This window comes from Paraburkholderia sp. RL17-337-BIB-A, from assembly GCF_046025895.1.
Taxonomy (GTDB): Bacteria; Pseudomonadota; Gammaproteobacteria; order Burkholderiales; family Burkholderiaceae; genus Paraburkholderia; species Paraburkholderia fungorum_C.
This window is the reverse complement of record NZ_JARESY010000001.1, coordinates 2,097,212-2,115,014: the sequence shown is the minus strand read 5'-3', so window position 1 is coordinate 2,115,014 and position 17,803 is coordinate 2,097,212. Positions and strand designations below refer to the sequence as shown.

13 protein-coding genes and 5 pseudogenes are annotated in these 17,803 nt (G+C 60.5%); 9 read left to right on the top strand and 9 right to left on the bottom strand.

The features are described 5' to 3' along the window. Nucleotides 1-62: 62 nt before the first annotated feature. Nucleotides 63-2,321 (top strand): catalase/peroxidase HPI, encoded by a 2,259-nt coding sequence (gene katG, locus P0D84_RS09525; RefSeq protein WP_408335323.1) that lies wholly within the window; start codon nucleotides 63-65, stop codon nucleotides 2,319-2,321. Between the two features lie 312 nt (nucleotides 2,322-2,633). Here katG and P0D84_RS09520 read toward each other — a convergent pair whose 3' ends face one another. Next, on the bottom strand, nucleotides 2,634-3,410 hold the full coding sequence (locus P0D84_RS09520) for an SDR family NAD(P)-dependent oxidoreductase (protein ID WP_408335320.1): 777 nt from the start codon (nucleotides 3,408-3,410) through the stop codon (nucleotides 2,634-2,636). 212 nt (nucleotides 3,411-3,622) lie between these two features. Between P0D84_RS09520 and P0D84_RS09515 the strand changes: the two genes are divergently transcribed. The 4 genes and pseudogenes from P0D84_RS09515 to P0D84_RS09500 form a co-directional block, all read left to right on the top strand. After that, entirely contained in the window at nucleotides 3,623-4,204 is a 582-nt protein-coding gene (locus tag P0D84_RS09515) for a TetR/AcrR family transcriptional regulator (RefSeq protein ID WP_408335317.1), read from the top strand. Between the two features lie 81 nt (nucleotides 4,205-4,285). Further along, complete coding sequence (gene otsA, locus P0D84_RS09510) at nucleotides 4,286-5,680, top strand: alpha,alpha-trehalose-phosphate synthase (UDP-forming) (RefSeq protein WP_408335314.1); 1,395 nt, start codon at nucleotides 4,286-4,288, stop codon at nucleotides 5,678-5,680. A 377-nt stretch (nucleotides 5,681-6,057) separates the two neighbouring features. Then, nucleotides 6,058-7,539, top strand: coding sequence for an ISNCY family transposase (locus P0D84_RS09505; RefSeq protein ID WP_408335311.1), 1,482 nt, complete (start codon nucleotides 6,058-6,060; stop codon nucleotides 7,537-7,539). A 190-nt stretch (nucleotides 7,540-7,729) separates the two neighbouring features. Then, nucleotides 7,730-8,485: pseudogene (locus P0D84_RS09500) on the top strand (ISNCY family transposase); the annotation flags it as partial. Between the two features lie 41 nt (nucleotides 8,486-8,526). Here the strand turns inward: P0D84_RS09500 and P0D84_RS09495 are convergent. The 4 genes from P0D84_RS09495 to P0D84_RS09480 all read right to left on the bottom strand — a co-directional run bounded on the left by P0D84_RS09495 (nucleotide 8,527) and on the right by P0D84_RS09480 (nucleotide 11,802). Beyond that, on the bottom strand, nucleotides 8,527-10,581 hold the full coding sequence (locus tag P0D84_RS09495) for a recombinase family protein (RefSeq protein WP_408335308.1): 2,055 nt from the start codon (nucleotides 10,579-10,581) through the stop codon (nucleotides 8,527-8,529). Beyond that, nucleotides 10,578-10,811, bottom strand: a complete 234-nt coding sequence (locus P0D84_RS09490; protein WP_408335305.1) for a hypothetical protein — start codon at nucleotides 10,809-10,811, stop codon at nucleotides 10,578-10,580. The genes P0D84_RS09495 and P0D84_RS09490 overlap by 4 nt, the downstream gene beginning before the upstream one ends. 53 nt (nucleotides 10,812-10,864) lie before the next feature. After that, complete coding sequence (locus P0D84_RS09485) at nucleotides 10,865-11,275, bottom strand: helix-turn-helix domain-containing protein (RefSeq protein ID WP_408204010.1); 411 nt, start codon at nucleotides 11,273-11,275, stop codon at nucleotides 10,865-10,867. A 227-nt stretch (nucleotides 11,276-11,502) separates the two neighbouring features. Further along, the gene (locus P0D84_RS09480) at nucleotides 11,503-11,802 is read right to left on the bottom strand and encodes a DUF5372 family protein (RefSeq protein WP_408335302.1); all 300 of its coding nucleotides are present in this window, start codon (nucleotides 11,800-11,802) and stop codon (nucleotides 11,503-11,505) included. Between the two features lie 32 nt (nucleotides 11,803-11,834). On the opposite strand from P0D84_RS09480, the pseudogene P0D84_RS09475 reads away from it, so the two are divergent. The 3 genes and pseudogenes from P0D84_RS09475 to P0D84_RS09465 all read left to right on the top strand — a co-directional run. After that, nucleotides 11,835-12,023, top strand: a pseudogene (locus P0D84_RS09475) (ISNCY family transposase); the annotation flags it as partial. Between the two features lie 19 nt (nucleotides 12,024-12,042). Continuing rightward, nucleotides 12,043-12,243: pseudogene (locus P0D84_RS49180) on the top strand (transposase); the annotation flags it as partial. 328 nt (nucleotides 12,244-12,571) lie between these two features. Then, entirely contained in the window at nucleotides 12,572-13,141 is a 570-nt protein-coding gene (locus tag P0D84_RS09465; protein WP_408335299.1) for a hypothetical protein, read from the top strand. A gap of 147 nt (nucleotides 13,142-13,288) precedes the next feature. Here P0D84_RS09465 and P0D84_RS09460 read toward each other — a convergent pair. From P0D84_RS09460 to P0D84_RS09445, 4 genes and pseudogenes are all read right to left on the bottom strand, one after another. Further along, nucleotides 13,289-13,622: pseudogene (locus P0D84_RS09460) on the bottom strand (transposase); the annotation flags it as partial. A 430-nt stretch (nucleotides 13,623-14,052) separates the two neighbouring features. Beyond that, nucleotides 14,053-14,832: an SDR family NAD(P)-dependent oxidoreductase gene (locus P0D84_RS09455; protein ID WP_408335296.1), complete on the bottom strand. Its 780-nt coding sequence runs from the start codon at nucleotides 14,830-14,832 to the stop codon at nucleotides 14,053-14,055. A gap of 480 nt (nucleotides 14,833-15,312) precedes the next feature. After that, nucleotides 15,313-15,465: pseudogene (locus tag P0D84_RS09450) on the bottom strand (VIT1/CCC1 transporter family protein); the annotation flags it as partial. Between the two features lie 13 nt (nucleotides 15,466-15,478). After that, nucleotides 15,479-16,060, bottom strand: coding sequence for a cytochrome b (locus P0D84_RS09445; RefSeq protein WP_408335293.1), 582 nt, complete (start codon nucleotides 16,058-16,060; stop codon nucleotides 15,479-15,481). 336 nt (nucleotides 16,061-16,396) lie between these two features. On the opposite strand from P0D84_RS09445, the gene P0D84_RS09440 reads away from it, so the two are divergent. Next, a complete protein-coding gene (locus P0D84_RS09440) occupies nucleotides 16,397-17,743 on the top strand; it encodes a PQQ-dependent sugar dehydrogenase (RefSeq protein WP_408335290.1) in 1,347 nt (448 codons plus the stop codon). The last annotated feature ends 60 nt before the right edge of the window (nucleotides 17,744-17,803 follow it).

Genomic DNA, 17,803 nt, shown 5'->3' with positions numbered 1-17,803 from the left:
ATACATAGAATTCAGGAGCCGTAGCACAACAAGTAGTGGGTACGTCCTCAAGGAGATGACGCATGTCAGACGAAGCAAAATGCCCGTTTAACCACGCCGCCGGCGGCGGCACGACCAATCGTGACTGGTGGCCGAAGCAACTGCGGCTCGATCTGCTCAGCCAGCACTCCAACAAGTCCAATCCATTGGACAACAACTTCAACTACGCCGAGGCGTTCAAGAGTCTCGATCTCGCTGCGGTGAAGAAAGACCTCGCAGCCCTCATGACCAATTCGCAGGATTGGTGGCCGGCGGACTTCGGCCACTACGGTCCGCTCTTCATCCGCATGGCCTGGCACAGTGCCGGCACGTACCGCATCGGCGACGGCCGCGGTGGTGCGGGGCGCGGTCAGCAGCGTTTCGCGCCGCTCAACAGCTGGCCGGACAACGTCAGTCTCGACAAGGCTCGCCGACTACTGTGGCCGATCAAGCAGAAGTACGGCCAGAAACTTTCGTGGGCCGACCTGCTGATCCTCACCGGCAACGTCGCGCTCGAAACCATGGGCTTCAAAACCTTCGGCTTCGGCGGCGGTCGCGAAGATACGTGGGAACCGGACCAGGACGTCTACTGGGGCAATGAAAAGACGTGGTTGGGCGGCGACGTCCGCTATGGCAAGGGAGCCGCAGGCGATAACGAAGACGGCGGCGTGATCGTTGCCGACGTAGAAAAACACGGTGAAGAGGTAAGCCGCGACGACAACGGACGGATTCTGGAGAATCCGCTGGGCGCCGTGCAAATGGGGCTGATCTACGTGAACCCGGAAGGTCCCGACGGCAATCCCGATCCGGTTGCCGCGGCACACGACATCCGCGAAACCTTCGCGCGCATGGCCATGAACGATGAGGAAACCGTCGCGCTGATCGCCGGTGGCCACACCTTCGGCAAGACGCACGGTGCCGGTCCTGCCGACAACGTCGGTGCCGAACCCGAGTCCGCCGATCTCGAGAACGTGGGGCTGGGCTGGAAGAACAGCTTCGGCACCGGCAAGGGCGCCGACACGATCACCAGCGGTCTGGAAGTCACCTGGACCGCCGCGCCGACGAAGTGGGACAACGGCTTCTTCGAGAACCTGTTCAAGCACGAGTGGGAACTGACCAAGAGCCCCGCCGGTGCCAATCAGTGGGTCGCCAAGGGTGCCGACGAAACCATCCCGCACGCTTACGACCCGTCGAAAAAACTGCGGCCGACGATGCTCACCACCGATCTCGCACTGCGCCTGGACCCCGAGTACGAGAAGATTTCGCGGCGCTTTCTGGAGAATCCCGACCAGCTCGCCGATGCCTTCGCCCGTGCCTGGTTCAAGCTGACGCACCGTGACATGGGACCGCGCGCCCGCTACCTAGGCCCGGAAGTGCCCGCCGAAGAACTGCTCTGGCAAGACCCCATTCCGGCGGTCGATCACCCGCTAGTCGGTGAGCAGGAGATCGCCTCGCTCAAGCAGAAGATTCTGGCATCAGGGCTGTCTGTCTCGCAGTTGGTGTCGACCGCCTGGGCGTCGGCATCCACCTTCCGCGGTTCGGACAAGCGCGGCGGCGCCAACGGCGCACGCATTCGCCTCGCCCCGCAGAAAGATTGGGCGGTCAACCAGCCCGAGCAGTTGGCGAAGGTCCTGAAAGTCCTCGAAGGCGTTCAGGGCGAGTTCAACGGCGCGCAGTCCGGTAAGAAGGTGTCGCTGGCCGACCTGATCGTGCTGGCCGGCAGCGCCGGCATCGAGCAGGCGGCGAAAAACGCCGGCCATCAGGTGAGCGTGCCTTTCACGCCCGGCCGCATGGACGCCTCGCAGGAACAGACCGATGTGCAATCCGTCGGAGCCCTCGAACCCATCGCGGATGGGTTCCGGAACTACGTCAAAGGCAAATACAGTGTTCCGCCCGAAGCTTTGTTGATCGACAAGGCGCAATTACTGACCCTGACCGCCCCTGAGATGACCGCGCTCATCGGCGGCTTGCGCGTGCTGAACGTAGGGACCGGGCAGAATCCGCAAGGCGCCTTCACCCACAAGCCGGAAACGCTGACCAACGACTTCTTCCGCAACGTGCTCGACATGGGCACGGAATGGAAACCGGCTTCGGCGGCTCGCGAGGTGTTTGAAGGGCGTGACCGCAAGAGTGGCGAGGTGAAGTGGACCGGCAGCCGCGTCGATCTGGTCTTCGGTTCGCATGCTCAGTTGCGTGCCCTGGGCGAAGTCTATGCAAGCGAGGACGGGCAGGAAAAATTTGTCCATGACTTCGTGGCGGCCTGGGTCAAGGTGATGAACCTCGATCGGTTCGAGCTCGCCTGAACGGCGCGCGGGACCCGCCAGGGCTGTTTGTTGCCCTGGCGGGGTTTTACGAAAGGTAAGCTTGGAGGTCGCTGTGGGGCACACGCCTTTTCCGTGTCATGGCGAGAGCTTTCCTGAAAGGTCATCATGCATGCGCTAATACCAGCCGCCAGCGCGGCGGGTTAGACGATGACGCGGAGTCGGCTGGCGGCGCACCGTCGAGTGCATATTTACCGAAGTCGGAAGTCATGACGCAACCCGCGTTTTACGCGGGTTGGCCCAACGTCTTTATGGCGCGCTGTGTCGTTAAGGATGTCCTCGAGAAGCGGCCCTTCATCCCTTGCGGAACATAGGCGCTCCCCACGGCGCACCGATCGTGCCGCCGTCGACGACAATTTCCGCCGCGGTGATTCCCGAGGCGTCGTCGGACGCGAGGAAAAGCGCGGCCCTGGCAACTTCTTCAGGGGTAGCAAGGCGTGCCATCGGAATGCGCGGCGCGAATGCCTCTTCGGTCGCGTCGAGTGTGGCGCCGGCCCGAGCGCCGCGCGTCCAGATCGGCGTGCGCGTGCCGCCTGGAATCACGGTATTGACGCGAATGCCACGCTGCACGAGTTCGGATGCAAATACCTTGGCCATGCCGGTGACGCCTGCCTTCGTGGCGGAATAAGCAGCCGACCCAGGCGAGCCCAGTTCGCGCATCACGGAGCCGTTCAATACGATCGAGCCGCCGGCGCTCATCAGCGGAAGCGCCGCTTGAACCGTGAGAAAGACAGCGGTGAGATTGGTGCGAAGAATCGCCTCAAATGCAGCCGCGGTCGTGCCGCCGAGCGGCGTCGGACCGGAGATCCCAGCGTTGGCGAACACGATGTCGAGCGAGCCGAATGTTTCCTTGATCTGCTTGAACATTGACTCGATGGCGGTTTCATCGTCGAGATCGGCTTGAATGCCAAGCGCGTTTTCGCCCAGCTCGGATACTGCCTGATCCAGTTTCGCGCGATCGCGGCCGGTGATCGCAACGCGGGCACCTTCAGCAATCAAAAGCTTCGCTGCGGTAAAGCCAATGCCGCTGTTGCCGCCAGTGACGAGCGCTGTCTTTCCAGTAAAACGCATTTCCTTCTCCTGTGTATTACGCCGCGAGATCGCAGTGGCCGCGCCTGCTGGTGGCGCAAAAACCTCGCAAAAACCCTGTTAAGCAGCGCATGACAGCCGCCGCATCCAACCCGGCATGAGCATCGTCAACATCTCGTTCTGTATGTTGATCATCATGCACAAATTCAGTATTATGCTCGTCATGCAGATTGTCAAGGGTAGCGAGGTAAAAAATGGGTTACTCGCAGGCACAAAAGGCGGAGAGCCGGCAGCGTGTTCTGGAGAACGCGTCGCGGCAGATTCGCGAACACGGCATCGAAGCGCTCGGCGTCGCTGACTGCATGCGTAGCGCGGGGCTCACGCATGGCGCGTTCTATGGACATTTTTCATCACGCGATGCGTTGATTCTGGAAGCGCTCGAGCACGCGGTTAGTCAGAGCGAGAAGCGCATAGCGTCTCTGGCAAGCGGTGCGGTAAAGCGCGGGGAAACGCCTCTGCAGGCTATCGCCGAGGTTTTCCTCAACGAGCGTCACGTGAAGAATCCCGGCAATGGATGTGCGCTGTGCGCACTCGCCGGAGAAGCGCGGCATGCGAATCCGGACGTCAGGGAGAGGCTTACCGGCTACGTGCGCAAGCTCGCGTCGCAAATAGCGCAAGCCGCATCCAGCGATAGCAAAGAAGCTGCGCTGGGTAGCGTCGCGACCATCGTGGGAGCCATTACGCTGGCGCGCGCTGTGGACGACGACAAGCTGGCGAAATCGATTCTCTCCGCATCGCTCGCGCTGGTCATGACGCAGGAGGGCGGGGCGCGCTAGCCTTGCCGTGCCCTAACCGCAACGACAGAGTAAACTGGGTCGATCAGCACGTGATTGTGAACGCAACAACACAAGGACCTCATGAGTCGACTAGTCGTCGTTTCGAATCGCACTACAGACCCGCGAAAACCTGCAGCCGGAGGGCTCGCCGTAGCGTTACGTGAGAGCTTGCAGCAGACAGGTGGACTCTGGTTCGGCTGGAGCGGCAAGATCCGCGAAGCGGCGGATGGCGCGCAAGCCGGGCAGGGCGAAGTTCAAGTCCAAACGGCCGGCAACGTCACGCTTGCGACACTCGATCTGAGCCGCGAGGATCACGACACGTATTACCTGGGTTACTCCAATGATGTCTTGTGGCCGGTATTCCACTACCGGCTAGACCTGGCTAATTTCGACACGCGATTCGCCGCGGGCTATCGCAGGGTCAACCAGCTATTCGCGCGCAAGTTGTTACCGCTATTGAAGCCGGACGATCTCATCTGGGTTCACGACTACCAGTTGATCCCGCTCGCGGCCGAGTTGCGCGCCATGGGATGCACCAACCGCATTGGTTTTTTCCTGCATATTCCGATGCCGCCGCCGCTGATCATGGCAGCGATTCCGGAACACGAATGGCTGATGCGTTCGCTCTTCGCATACGATCTGGTGGGCTTCCAGAGCGAAGCCGACCTGACGCATTTTTCTCACTACGTTGAATCGGAGGCACAGGCGCAGCGGTTGAGTCCGGATCGCCTTCGGGCGTTCAATCGAACGCTGCGGGTCGGCGCGTATCCCATCGGCATCGACGTCGATGACTTCATTCGTCTTGCCGACTCGAAGGAAGGGCGCGACATGTTTGTCCGAATGCGTGACGAATATTCGCGGCGGCGTTTGCTGCTGGGCGTCGACCGGTTGGACTATTCAAAGGGGCTGCCGCAACGCGTTCATGCATTCCGCGAACTGCTGACTTACTACCCGGAAAACCGCGATAGCGCGACGCTGATCCAGATTGCCTCGCCGAGTCGCGAGGACGTCGGCGCCTACGACGATCTGCGGCGCCAGATGGATAGCCTGTGCGGCGCGATCAACGGCGACTTCGGTGAGCTGGACTGGATGCCGGTGCGCTACATTCATCGGAACGTGGCCCGTAAGCGTCTGCCGGGACTCTATCGCGCGAGTCGCGTGGCGCTCGTCACACCTTTGCGTGACGGGATGAATCTGGTCGCGAAGGAATTCATCGCCGCACAGGACGCTGCCGACCCGGGCATGCTGGTGCTCTCGCGGTTTGCCGGCGCCGCCGAGCAATTGAAGGAAGCGCTGCTGGTCAATCCCTACGATACGCAAGGCACGGCGCAGGCCATTCAGCGGGCGCTAACGATGTCGCTCGATGAGCGGATCAACCGGCACGAAGCGCTGCTTAACCGGATCCGCAAGTTCGACGTGCACTGGTGGAGTTCGACGTTTCTGCAAGCGTTGGAGGACTGCGGGGCGAAGGAATAGGCGGTGGTTGGGGACGCGGAACGGCTGACTGAACGATGCTTATCGGTGTTGGTCTTTGAGGCGTGTTGGGCAGTGTGAGTTGCTTGGTCATTTGACTCGCGTGCGTCGGCGGTCTGGCGCGGCGAATCGTCGATAGGTACTGGGTCCGTCAGTTTGGCTTTTGGAGTGCATGCAGGCTAGTGGGAACAGATTTGTGTGAAGCAACGGGTGCAGGACGACGTGGCAATTTTCAGATATTTGATTTTACATAATATAAATTATCAACATTTGGATTTGTAGAGGCTAAGTAGTAATGTCCGCTTTTAGCCAAGTTCAAATGTCCGCTTTTTCGCAGCGTAAGCTGACCAGCCGCCGGCGTTCCGGCGCGGGAGGCTTTAATGGCTGCGACCGAACGGATAACCATGACGATGCGCGAACTGGACAGGTTCAAGGTCATTCAGGACGTCGCCGACGGCAAGCTCAAGCCGTGGCGCGCGGCAGAACGGCTCAGGCTGACGACGCGGCAGATCCGGCGCCTGGTTGCGCGACTGCGCGAACATGGACCGGAAGGCCTCGTGTCGCGTCGGCGCTCGAGGCCCAGCAACAACCAGCTGGACGCGGTGATGGCCGATCGGGCACTCTCGATCATTCGTGATCGCTATGTCGATTTCGGGCCGACACTCGCGTGCGAGAAGCTGTACGAATGTCACGGCATCCGGCTTGCAAAGGAGACGGTCAGGCGTCTGATGACGGATGCAGGTCTCTGGGTGCCCCGCCGGCAGCGGCCACCGAAGATCTACCAGCCGCGTGCGCGGCGCGCGTGTCTGGGCGAGCTGATCCAGATCGATGGCTGCGATCACCGGTGGTTCGAGGAACGGGCGCCGGCCTGCTCGCTGCTGGTGTACGTCGACGATGCGACGAGCCAGCTGATGACGCTGCATTTCACAGCCACCGAGTCGACCTTCAGCTACTTCGAAGCGACGCGTGCGTACATTGAACGCCACGGCAAGCCTGTCGCGTTCTACAGCGACAAGTACAGCGTGTTTCGCAAGACGGGTGCGAACAAGGATGGCAACAGCGTGACCCATTTCGGCCGGGCGATGTACGAGCTGAACATCGACACGTTCTGCGCGAACAGTAGCCCCGCCAAGGGGCGCGTCGAACGGGCCCACCTGACGTTGCAGGACCGGCTCGTAAAAGAATTGCGGTTGCGTGGCATCAGCACGGCGGCCGGAGCCAATGCGTATGCGCCTGCCTTCATGGCAAATTACAACGCGCGCTTCGCGAAGCCACCAAAGAGCGGATTCGATGCTCACCGTCCACTCAGGGCTGACGAGAATCTTGATCTGGTGCTCACGTGGCGCGAGCCGCGCAAGGTGAGCAAGTCATTGACTGTGCGGTATGACCGCGTCACGTATCTGCTGAACGACACGCCCGAGCACCGCAAACTGATCGGCCGGTATATCGAGGTCTGGGAGTACCCGGATGGGCGTATCGAACTCCGCGCCGATGGTCATGCACTGTCATGCAGACAGTACGACCGGCTGACCGAAGTTGACCAGGGCGCGGTCGTTGAGCATAAGCGGCTGGGTCACGTGCTTCAGGTCTCGCAGGTGATCCAGGCTCAACGCGATAACAGTCGGATCGGAAAAGCGCCTTCGCGAACCCACCTCGGCGTTGCAACCAGGGTCCAAAGCCGCTCGCCAGGCAAGAAGAAGCAACGCGAGTTCACGCAGGCCGATATCAATGGTGTGATTCTGGAACAGTCGCAGCAGCGGCAAATGCAACAACCACGCAAACCTGGCCGTCGGTCTGCAAAGGTGATCGACGCAGACGTAAGCGCCCTGCCAGTTCAGGCGTCGTCCTTCAACAATGTGTGAGACAAAAGGCGTTAGAAACAAACCCCTTAAACCCGGACATTTCAACTTGGCCGGAAAGCGGACATTTCAGAATGGCCTCGACAGGATTGTAGCGGCAATATGAGAATGTCGTGTTCTGGCTATTTACAGATGTCGTGTTTTGCAGCGGGTGCCATGCTCGGCGTTTCCGGTCTGATTGCGGGAGCCCGCCATGCGTGCAGCCGAACTGGTGACACTGAACATGCGCGAACTCGACCGTTTAAAGGTGATTCAGGCGATTGTGGAGCTGGGACTGAAGCCCGGGCGCGCAGCTGAACGGCTCGGGCTGAGCGTGCGCCAGGTCGAGCGGCTGGTGATCCGCTATCGGGCTTCGGGTGCCGCCGGTTTGTGCTCGGGCCGACGCGATCGCCCGGGCAACCGGAAACTGGATGAAGGACTGGCTGTGCGGGCGCTGACGATCATCCGTGAACGCTACGCCGATTTCGGGCCGACGCTGGCCTGCGAGAAGCTGCACGAATGCCATGGGATCACGCTGTCGAAGGAAACCGTGCGGCATCTGATGACCGATGCGGGCTTATGGATTCCGCGCCGGCAGCGCCCGCCGAAGCTCTACCAGCCGCGGGCCCGGCGCGCGTGTCTGGGCGAGCTGGTGCAGATCGACGGCAGCGAGCATCCGTGGTTCGAGGCACGGGCACCGCAATGCACGCTGCTGGTGTATGTCGACGACGCAACCAGCCGGCTGATGGCGCTGCATTTCACGGCGACCGAATCGACCTTCAGCTACTTTGAGGCGACGCGTGGGTATCTGGAGCGCTACGGCAAGCCGGTCGCGTTCTATAGCGACAAGGCCAGCGTGTTCCGGCCGACGCACACGCAGACCGGCGACCGGGGCGTGACGCACTTTGGCCGCGCGATGTACGAACTGAACATCGACACGTGGTGCGCGAACAGCAGTTCCGCCAAGGGCTACGCTGCATAGTGCACCTCATATGTCGGTTGCGTTGGTGTTTATGCGGCCGAGCGTCGGCCACGGGTCTTTCCCTGATGCTGGAACTTTACTGGTGCGTCGGCGCCCGGAGGTTCGAAGAGATATCCGCCCTTGTCGTCGTAACGGTGCGCTACAAGCAGGCCCGCACGACGCCAGCTCTTGACGGTCGTCGGCGCCACGTCCAACCGCTCTGCGATCTCGTCTTGTGTAAGCATTCCACGTGCGCGCAGCCTGTCATGATGACTCGGTAGCCCGTGGGACAGCCGAATCCGCGTGATCATTCTGGAATTAAACCGCTTACCCCAGCCGGAGATGAGCTGCTGACGATTCAGCTGCTCCGCCGTTTCACCCTCGGTGTACTCGTCGAGAAGCCGGTCCATTTCGGCAACGACTGCGCGTGGGGTCTGCCGTAATATCCACGCTGGCATGGATAGCGGCACATGTAGCGTATGCGTGGCGCCACCGTTAAAGCGTATCTGAACGCAGATGTCTGCACCCTTGAGCAAAGTCACGTCAGCGATGAGCAGTCGCGCCATGCGCTTTCGCTCGCGATCAGGTGTGCGCGGATCGTTCCACAGACGAGGGAAGTCTCTGGCTAGTGCCATGATGTGCGCACGCTGTTTGTCGTCAAGTCCGGCATGATCAGCCTCACGCTTCTTTTCGTAGCAATCCTGAGCTTCGGCGAGAGCGCGAAGCGCATGGTTCCATTCCGATTCAAGCGAGTCCGCAACCAATCGATTCGCTGGATCCACCTGCATATAGCGGCGACGCGCCAGATCGGCCTCGTAGCGTGCCCGCTCGAACTCCTGGCGGTGCAGTCGGTCGCGCTCTTCAGAACGGCTGTCAAGTTCTTCCTGTACCGCCAGCGCGACCTCAAGCGTGACCGGCGTGACTGTCTCCACGAGCAACCTGCCAACAGCATCGTCAAGCTCGCCACCGTGAACATGCTGGCATACCGGCCGCCCATGTTCGATGCCGTGACGCTGGCACATGTAGTCCGGCACCCTGCGGGTGCCCTGGACGTGATAGCGCACCGTCATTCGCTCACCGCATCTGGCGCATATCGCCAGGCCCTGCAGCAGCGCCGGCCCCTCACGTGGCGCCCCCCTTTCCCGGTCGATGCCCAGTGCGTGGGCATTCTCGCGCAACACCTGAACATTCTGTTCGAACTCTTCCCAGCTCACATAGGCCTCGTGGGCGTCAGGGATCAGCGACACCCATTGCGCAGAGGGCAGCCGGACGGAGACCGTCTGACCATCGGGATGCTTTCGATAGCGCGTGCGCCCGAAGCAGTATGCACCTGCGTAACGCGGGTGATGCAGGACCCACAGCACACGTGAGTGATCCAGTTCGCCCCACTGCACATCGCCCTTTCGTGCCCCGCGGTAAATCCGGTGGGGGAACAGAAGACCCTGCACGCGAAATGCCTTGACCGTTGCCGTGGCCGAACCGGTGCGCCGGAACGTGCGGAAGAGCTGCCGGATACTTTCCTGGATACGTGCGTCGGGATCCAGACGCACGCGTGCCTCGGTGTCATACACAAAGCCGATGGGCAGCCGCATCTCCAGCTCTCCGCGACGTGCCTTGTTGAGAATTCCGCCGCGCAGTCGTGCCCGCATGACATGCAACTCAGCCTCGCTCATCGTGCCCTTCAGGCCGAGCAGCAACCGATCATTGAAGTGCGCGGGATCGTAGACGCCATCCTCGTCAAGGATCAGGCAGTCGGCCAGTGCGCAAATCTCCAGTAGCCGATGCCAGTCGGTGGAATTGCGCGCCAGGCGCGACACCTCGAGGCCCATCACAATCCCGGCGCGGCCCAGACTCACCTCGGCGACAAGACGCTGGAACCCCAGGCGATCAACCGCAGACGCGCCGGACAGGCCGAGGTCCGAGTCGATTACAACCACCTGATCAATGCGCCATCCAAGAGCGACCGCGCGCTGTCGCAGGTTGTACTGGCGCTCAGTGCTCTCGGTATTCTCGAACAGCTGTCGCAACGTGGACTGGCGGACATACAGGTAGGCGCTTCTTTTCAGATGCCGGGCCTGAACTTTCGCGTGCGTCTGATCGGTCATGCCATCACCTCCGCTGTCGCAATTGCCATCGCCGCCACAATGACGATCAGGTTCTGTTCGAGACCGACAGGCAGATTCAGCCCGCTCGGGCGCGTGACCGGTAATGGACTAAACGGAAACGCTTCGGTCACCGACTTCATCCAGACCGCCATGCCCTTGAACATGAACAGCGCCCGGCCTCGCATCAGCGTGGGACCACCTCCGCCTGTATCGAGAACCTCCTGGCGCAAGACCTCGTAGCATCGGCTCAGGGACTGGGCATCGCGCGCCGTTACGGGGGGATTTACCGTCGTTTTTTTTTCAAACGCGCCAGGGCGCGCTCCACGGTGCGTCGATGCACCGCCAGGCCAAACCGCCCCGCAATCCGATCGACCAGCTCCTGCACTTCCAGCCCAACGTGAGTCGCGCGCGCTTCTTCGATGAAGCGCGTCACCTCATCGGTGATCTTATGAGGTCCGTGCGGGCCGCGCTTGACCGGCAGCAACCCAGCCAGGCCGTCGCGCTCGAAGTCGGCCTGCGCCTTGTAGAAGGTCGGCCGACTGACTCCGAAGTGTGCGGCGGCATCCGCGATGGTTTGCCCTTCCACGCGTACGCGTCGCAGCATTTCGTAACGGACCTGAACCAGATCCCGGGGATCGAAGAAGTCGCTGTCGCTGAAGGCAGGATCATCGATGTCCTGCGGGCGCGGATTCACAGTGCCACTCTCTTCGAGAGCAGCGAGTTTGGGATCGGGTTTTCGGGTACGAGCCATATGTAATATAAATTATGACCATTTACAGTCGATGTCAAGGTCTTTTTCAAGACTGTCACCCGGCGCGCCTCATATCTTCAAACAAAGGCTCTCATCTGCTTCATCAGCTAATCATTTGCGGAAGTATTGCAGGCGCATCGAATGGCATAATTACATTTACACAGATGGCATTATTTCCTTGACAGCTTGCGCTTGCCTGTGTGCCCTTTTGAATGTCCGTTTGTTTCTCTGTACCGGGCGATTAGCATGGTCAATTGCAACAGATCTTCGATGCGGAAATGCGATCGTCCCGCCGAAACTGTCTCGAATGCATTTGGCGGCGCTGCGCTCGTCCAGCCTGCCGGCATACGTTTCAGATTCCCCATGTCGTCATGGAAGTAGACGCGATCCTCTCCCCACGCCTTGCGCCGGTCCACTAGCATGAACTCTCGCCCGTACAGCGGATGGAAGGGATGGGTGACCCGGAACAACTGCGTCGCATCGGTCAGATCACGTGCAGTTGACTGCTTTGAGGAAGGGCCGCGTCGAGCGTGCGCACCTGACGCTGCAGGACCGGCTCGTGAAGGAACTGCGGCTGCGCGGCATCAGTACCATTGACGCCGCGAACGCGTACGTGCCCGCCTTCATCGCGTCGTATAACGCGCGCTTCGCGAAGCCGCCGAAGAGCGCGTTCGACGCGCACCGACCGCTTTGAGAGGCATCGGTCACTCCTTGATCTGTGCGATCTATGCCAGCATCTCGCGCCGTTCTACAGTCCGATGGGGCCGCCATTGATTGATCCGGATCTCATGATCCGCATGTTGATCGTCGGTTACTGTTTCGGCATCCGGTCCGAGCACAGGCTATGCGAAGAGGTGCATGTGAACCTGGCGTATCGATGGTTCTGCCGCCTGGACCTGGAGGACGCCGTGCGCAGATCGCGTTTCCACGCTTTCCATCGTTTCCACGCGCGCCTCACGCGCGGGCCGGGCAGGCTGACGCCGGCCACCAGGGCGATGTGCGCCGCCCTGCCCGTTTCGCGTCACTTTCGCCACATACCGTCGATGCACGGTTAACGATTTCTTCATGCTCTGTCGATGGCACAGGCTCGCGCTTCTGACCACCATGAATCAGGTCAGCGTGAGCGGCGCGGTGTGCCGCCGCTGGCCAGCCTCTGCCCGACGCTTTATGCCTGTGCATGCGCCTCGGCATCACGCACACGCCAGCGAGGCGACCGCGGTCGATGACAAGGAGATGAACATGAAAAGCAAGCGTTTGACCTGTGCGGCGGCCGTTGTGGCTACCCTTCTGTCGTTGAGCGGTGCGGCGCATGCCAATGGCCCCACCTGTTCCAACGAAACGCTGAGAGGCTCGTATGGATTCAGCGCGCAAGGCGAAATACTCGGCATCATCGGCACAGATGGTGCGGTTCACTACGCGCAGTCGAGGCTGCTGCTCAACGACGTCGCCATCGTCAACTTCGATGGCAACGGCAACTTCACTCGCAGCGATGCGGGCAATATCGGCGGCTTGCCGAAAACGGGCGGCGCCTTCAATTCCGCGCAGTTCGGCACCTACGAGATGAATAGCGATTGCACGGGAACGATGACGATCAACTACGGCACGAAAGCGAGTCCCGCAGGCGTGGTGCTCGTCGTGAATATCGTTATCTCTTCGGATGCGACACTGGTGATGGGCGAGATGACCAGTGAGACGGTCCCCTTCGCTGCTGCGCCCCCCACCGTCGATGGCACGTGTGGGAACCCATGCTCCGAAGCGGTGCAAATCAGTTTCGAGGGCAAGAAGGTGCTCGCCTACGGATTCCGTTAGGCGGACGGACGGGACAGGGCTTCAGGGGAAAGCGGCAGCGACATCGGTACGTCGACGCTTGCCGCTTTGGTTCGCGTAGGCCGCGCGGCTTGCGCTGGCGCATCGGCGCGCGCGCACGCTCGAAGCTGCGGCGATCCCTCGGGCAACGTAGCTGGCATCACTGCTGAGTCGTGCCTGGATAACACGCGCGTTATGATTGGCCAGCGCAACCGCGGTGCAGTTATATCCCCGTCGCGCTATGAGTTGCTGCAGCCACACGCTGTGCAGGTCGGTCTTGGTCGTCGCGAACCGCAGCACCGCTCGCGCGCCGCGAATGAGCAAAGTGCTCAGGTAGGTGTCACCGCGCCGGCTGACACTGGCGCGACTTGCCCCCTGAAGAATACTGCCGAGGCACGAGGCCCAGCCAGGCAGCCAGGTGCCGGCCATTGCGGAACTGTCTGGCATCGCCGACTGCTGCGACGATGGCCGTCGCGGGCCCCGGCTTCAGCGTATGCAGGCATTCAGCCAGCGAGCCACGCGAAGCCTTTGCGATGCACCGCCCGCCCGCGACGATCGGCCCCGTGAAGCTGGAAGACCTGTTTCGCGAGATCGATACCGAGAATGTCGAATTTCATGACGAACTTCCTCACGTCAGGCTGACGTCCGTCAGTGTCTCCCGAAGGGAGGCGCCGGGTCCATCCCAGTAGAACCTGCCGACGCAATTCCTGTCGGGCTCGACGAGCGCAGCGGCATCGAGTTGATCAACGCAATGGGCAACCTGATCGGGCCCGGCAGCGCGCACGATGTCGCAAAAGACGGTCCTGAAACCGGACACGAGAAGGACCTCGTGCTAGAACAATGTAGTCCCCACTGCGTGACAAGTCCGTGGCGCGCCGATGGCAGTCCTGCCAGAAACTTATGCGTGGGCCGCACTACATAACTGGCGACATATTTCCATCCACATTGAGAGACGTTCCCGTCACGTAACTCGCGAGATCCGAAGCCATGAAACAGGCGACATTGGCGAACTCTTCTGCCGTGCCAACGCGTCCAAGCGGGACATTTTCGCCCAACTTCGAAAGAAACTCTTCATAAGAGCCGTGACCAGACTGTGAGTGTTTGCGTACCCATTGGTCACTCTCTATCAAGCCAACGTGCAGCGAATTGACGAGGACATTATATGGCGCGCCCTCTCCCGCCAACACTTTCGTCAACGCCATGCCGGCTGCGCGAGACACGGACGTGGGCGCGGATCCCGCTTTCGGAGCCTTTGCGCCTATATTGAGCACATTGATCACGCGCCCCCAGCGTCGTTCGATCATTTGCGGCCAGGCAAGTCGCGTCAGGCGAATTGCCGCGAATAGTTTCAGGTCGAGATCGGCCTGCCAGATCTCGTCGGAAATAGATGCGAACGGGCCGGTTTGCGAGACACCTGCGTTGTTGACTACCACATCGACCCGGCCAAAAGTTTTCATCACGTCGGAGTAAGCAGCCGCGATATCCTCGGCTTTTTTCACGTCACAGGGAAATACGTGAACGCGACCTTTTGCCGTCTTTGACACGATAAGCCGCGCCTCCTCGAGCGTCTCGGGGCTGCGTGCAAGCATCGCGACGTCAGCACCGCTTTGCGCCATCCTGGCAGCGATGGCTCGTCCGATCCCTTTGCTACCTCCGGTGATCACTGCGACCCGCCCATTCAGATTTGCTTCCATTGCACTCTCCCTTTGAAGAAGCCACGAAATGACGAATTGGGGAGTGTAGCAACTCGTCCGCTATTTGGCGCGCTCTCCAATCAGGTTCTGGGGCATCGCTAAACGATTGAACAACCACGCCAAGCAACGAATTATTGGAAGCTTATATAGATTCCAATGAAAGCGGCATCGCGGTCCACGCCGACGACACCGCGGCGGTGCGGCTTGGCGAATCACGGCCGAGATGGAATGGGCGCCGCTCTCCTTCGTATCTTGGAGCTCATTTTTTATTCATCATGAAGTACTACTGCGTCACAAAGCCATGTGGAGTAACGCAGCAATACGAGCATCTCTGTAATCGCCTTGAGATGTGGGCAGCAATTCGCCAGCGCAGCGTTGCGATCGAGTCAGATACGTGTCGCTGCATCTGCTGTGGTGACGCGTGGAATGTAGTCCACGGCTACACGTCGCCCTGGAATGCCCGTTACAACTGCCAGAAAGCGTCAGCACGAGATGGTCGTGTTCGGCATGCGCCGATGCGACGCCAATCAGCAGACTGGCGGTCGAGATGATCCCGTCGTTTGCACCGAGCACTGCAGCGCGCAACCAGCCAATCGGATTGATGCGATGGGGCTCTTCCTGTCCTTTGCGCATCGATTGCGAGGCCTCAATAATTCCGGTCGGCGTGCTGCCTTCCTGATTGCACCCGCTCAGGCAGCATCCGCTGCAAAACATGGTCCCTCAAAACAAAGCGATGAAAAAGCGCGGCCCCTATGTGCAGACCGATCAATGCGAAAAGCACCCATGCGAGGATGCCGTGCACGTCACCCATTTCGTGGCCGAACGCCGAACCCGGAGCGCTCAGGGCGGGATATGGCACGACGCCCAGCAAGCGAACCGTCCATCCGCGCGATGATGCGTTGATCCACCCAAGCGCTGGCACAAGGATCAAGGCGGCATACAGAAGAAAATGCGTGAGTCGCGACACAATCCTCAATGCGGGTGGCAAATCGTCCGGCGCGGGCCTGTGGGTCAGCCGCCAGACGACCCTGACAACCATCACGGCGACAAGCGTCGAGCCCACAGCGAGATGCCAGGCAATCAACCCAACGGGCTGCGTATCCTTATGGACACCAGGCATCGTCCAGCCGATCGCAAACTGAATCGCGATCAATAACACCGTAAGCCAGTGCAGTGTGCGCGCGACGGCGTCATATGCTGGTCGCGGACTTGCGTTGACCTTGACCACTGCCGATCCCCCGTTTGTCTAACTAATCGCCGTATTCGATCATGCGAGCGGCCCGCGACAACCAGAAAAACTGCCAGCATATGATCGGTGTGAATAATAAAGGATGCTAACAATCCCACCTTAAGGAAACCTGATGCTCCGCGCCGACTGATCCTAATTACCAGCTCGCCGACAAAATCGCACTGGCCGTGAAGAGATGATCGTCGGCATGCAGCTATAGGCACGAAGTACCGCGTTGACTCCTCAGACAGTTGGCTGGAAGACATACGGCTTCACAGGCCGGCTTCTTGCTCGTCAATCAGATCTGCTTGACTCAAGCTCGCCACAGGAAGGCACATGCACCTGTTCAGACATCTGGTTGTAGTATCGGTTTTGCCGTTTGCCGCATGCGCGCTAGGGCCATCAGGTCCAGCCGATACTGCGTTCGGCGCGTCGCCCGCCATTCCGGCGTACGAGTCGGCCTTGATTCCAATGGTCAACATCGCGCCCGTTCAGGCGCGCCCCGACGGCTTCATGCCTCGCGCTCCTGCCGGTTTCGCGGTCACCGAGTTTGCCAGCGGTCTAACGCATCCTCGCTGGCTCTACACATTACCCAATGGTGACGTGCTAGTGGCGCAAAGCGATGCGCCTCGTGAACACGACTCAGGAAGCGGCCTATCCGGCTGGATCCGACGACAGGTCATGAAGCGTGCGGGCGCAGGTGAACCGAGCCCCGATCGCATCGTGCTTCTACGCGATGCAAATGGCAGTGGCGTCGCACAGATGCAAACAGTGTTTTTGCGTGGCCTGCATTCGCCGTTCGGCATGGCGCTCATAGGCGATGAACTCTATGTGGCCGACACCGACGCGTTGCTGCGTTTCGACTATGTGCCGGGCGCCACGTCGATCGAAAGCCCCGGAGTCAAGGTCGCCGAGTTGCCGGCCGGTCCGATCAACCATCACTGGACGAAAAACATCCTGGCGGACCGCTCGGGCAGATGCCTATACATCTCGGTGGGTTCGAACAGCAACGCAGGCGAAAACGGCATAGCAGCGGAAGAAGGCCGGGCGAGGATCCTTGAGTTCAATGTGCAAAGCGGCAGCTTGCGTCCCTATGCGACAGGACTACGCAATCCGAACGGTCTTTCCTGGCAACCCGAAAGCGGTGCGTTATGGACGACAGTCAATGAGCGGGACGATCTCGGCAACAACCTCGTTCCGGATTACATGACGGCGGTAAGGGACGGCGCCTTCTATGGTTTCCCGTACAGCTATTACGGCCAGCATGTCGACACGCGAGTCAAGCCACAACGTCCGGCGCTCGTCGCGACCGCCATCGCCCCGGACTATGCTCTGGGCAACCACACGGCATCGCTGGGGTTGGTCTTTTATGATCGGACCGTCTTCCCGCCACATTACCGAGGTGGGGCTTTTATCGGTCAGCACGGCTCATGGAATCGCAAGCCACGCACGGGATACAAAGTGATATTCGTGCCGTTCGTCGACGGGAAGCCGGCCGGACTCCCCGAAGATTTTCTGACCGGTTTTTTGACGCCAGACGGTCACGCGATAGGACGGCCTGTTGGCGTTGCGCTGGATGCACGCGGCGCGTTGCTGGTAGCGGACGACGTAGGCAATGCTGTCTGGCGAGTCGCGCCTACCAGCGAAATTACCTCGGCGCACCCTCGATTTTCCGGCGAGTGACCTGATCCTGTCTTCAGACGCATGCGCGCGCTCCGTGAGCCGTGGGCGCGACATGACCGA

What these genes read in the sequence shown, in the direction of transcription:
- katG (WP_408335323.1), top strand. Translation starts at nt 63, where the DNA reads ATGTCAGACGAAGCAAAATGCCCGTTTAACCACGCCGCCGGCGGCGGC.
- P0D84_RS09520 (WP_408335320.1), bottom strand. Translation starts at nt 3,410, where the DNA reads ATGCGTTTTACTGGAAAGACAGCGCTCGTCACTGGCGGCAACAGCGGC.
- P0D84_RS09515 (WP_408335317.1), top strand. Translation starts at nt 3,623, where the DNA reads ATGGGTTACTCGCAGGCACAAAAGGCGGAGAGCCGGCAGCGTGTTCTG.
- otsA (WP_408335314.1), top strand. Translation starts at nt 4,286, where the DNA reads ATGAGTCGACTAGTCGTCGTTTCGAATCGCACTACAGACCCGCGAAAA.
- P0D84_RS09505 (WP_408335311.1), top strand. Translation starts at nt 6,058, where the DNA reads ATGGCTGCGACCGAACGGATAACCATGACGATGCGCGAACTGGACAGG.
- P0D84_RS09495 (WP_408335308.1), bottom strand. Translation starts at nt 10,581, where the DNA reads ATGACCGATCAGACGCACGCGAAAGTTCAGGCCCGGCATCTGAAAAGA.
- P0D84_RS09465 (WP_408335299.1), top strand. Translation starts at nt 12,572, where the DNA reads ATGAAAAGCAAGCGTTTGACCTGTGCGGCGGCCGTTGTGGCTACCCTT.
- P0D84_RS09455 (WP_408335296.1), bottom strand. Translation starts at nt 14,832, where the DNA reads ATGGAAGCAAATCTGAATGGGCGGGTCGCAGTGATCACCGGAGGTAGC.
- P0D84_RS09440 (WP_408335290.1), top strand. Translation starts at nt 16,397, where the DNA reads ATGCACCTGTTCAGACATCTGGTTGTAGTATCGGTTTTGCCGTTTGCC.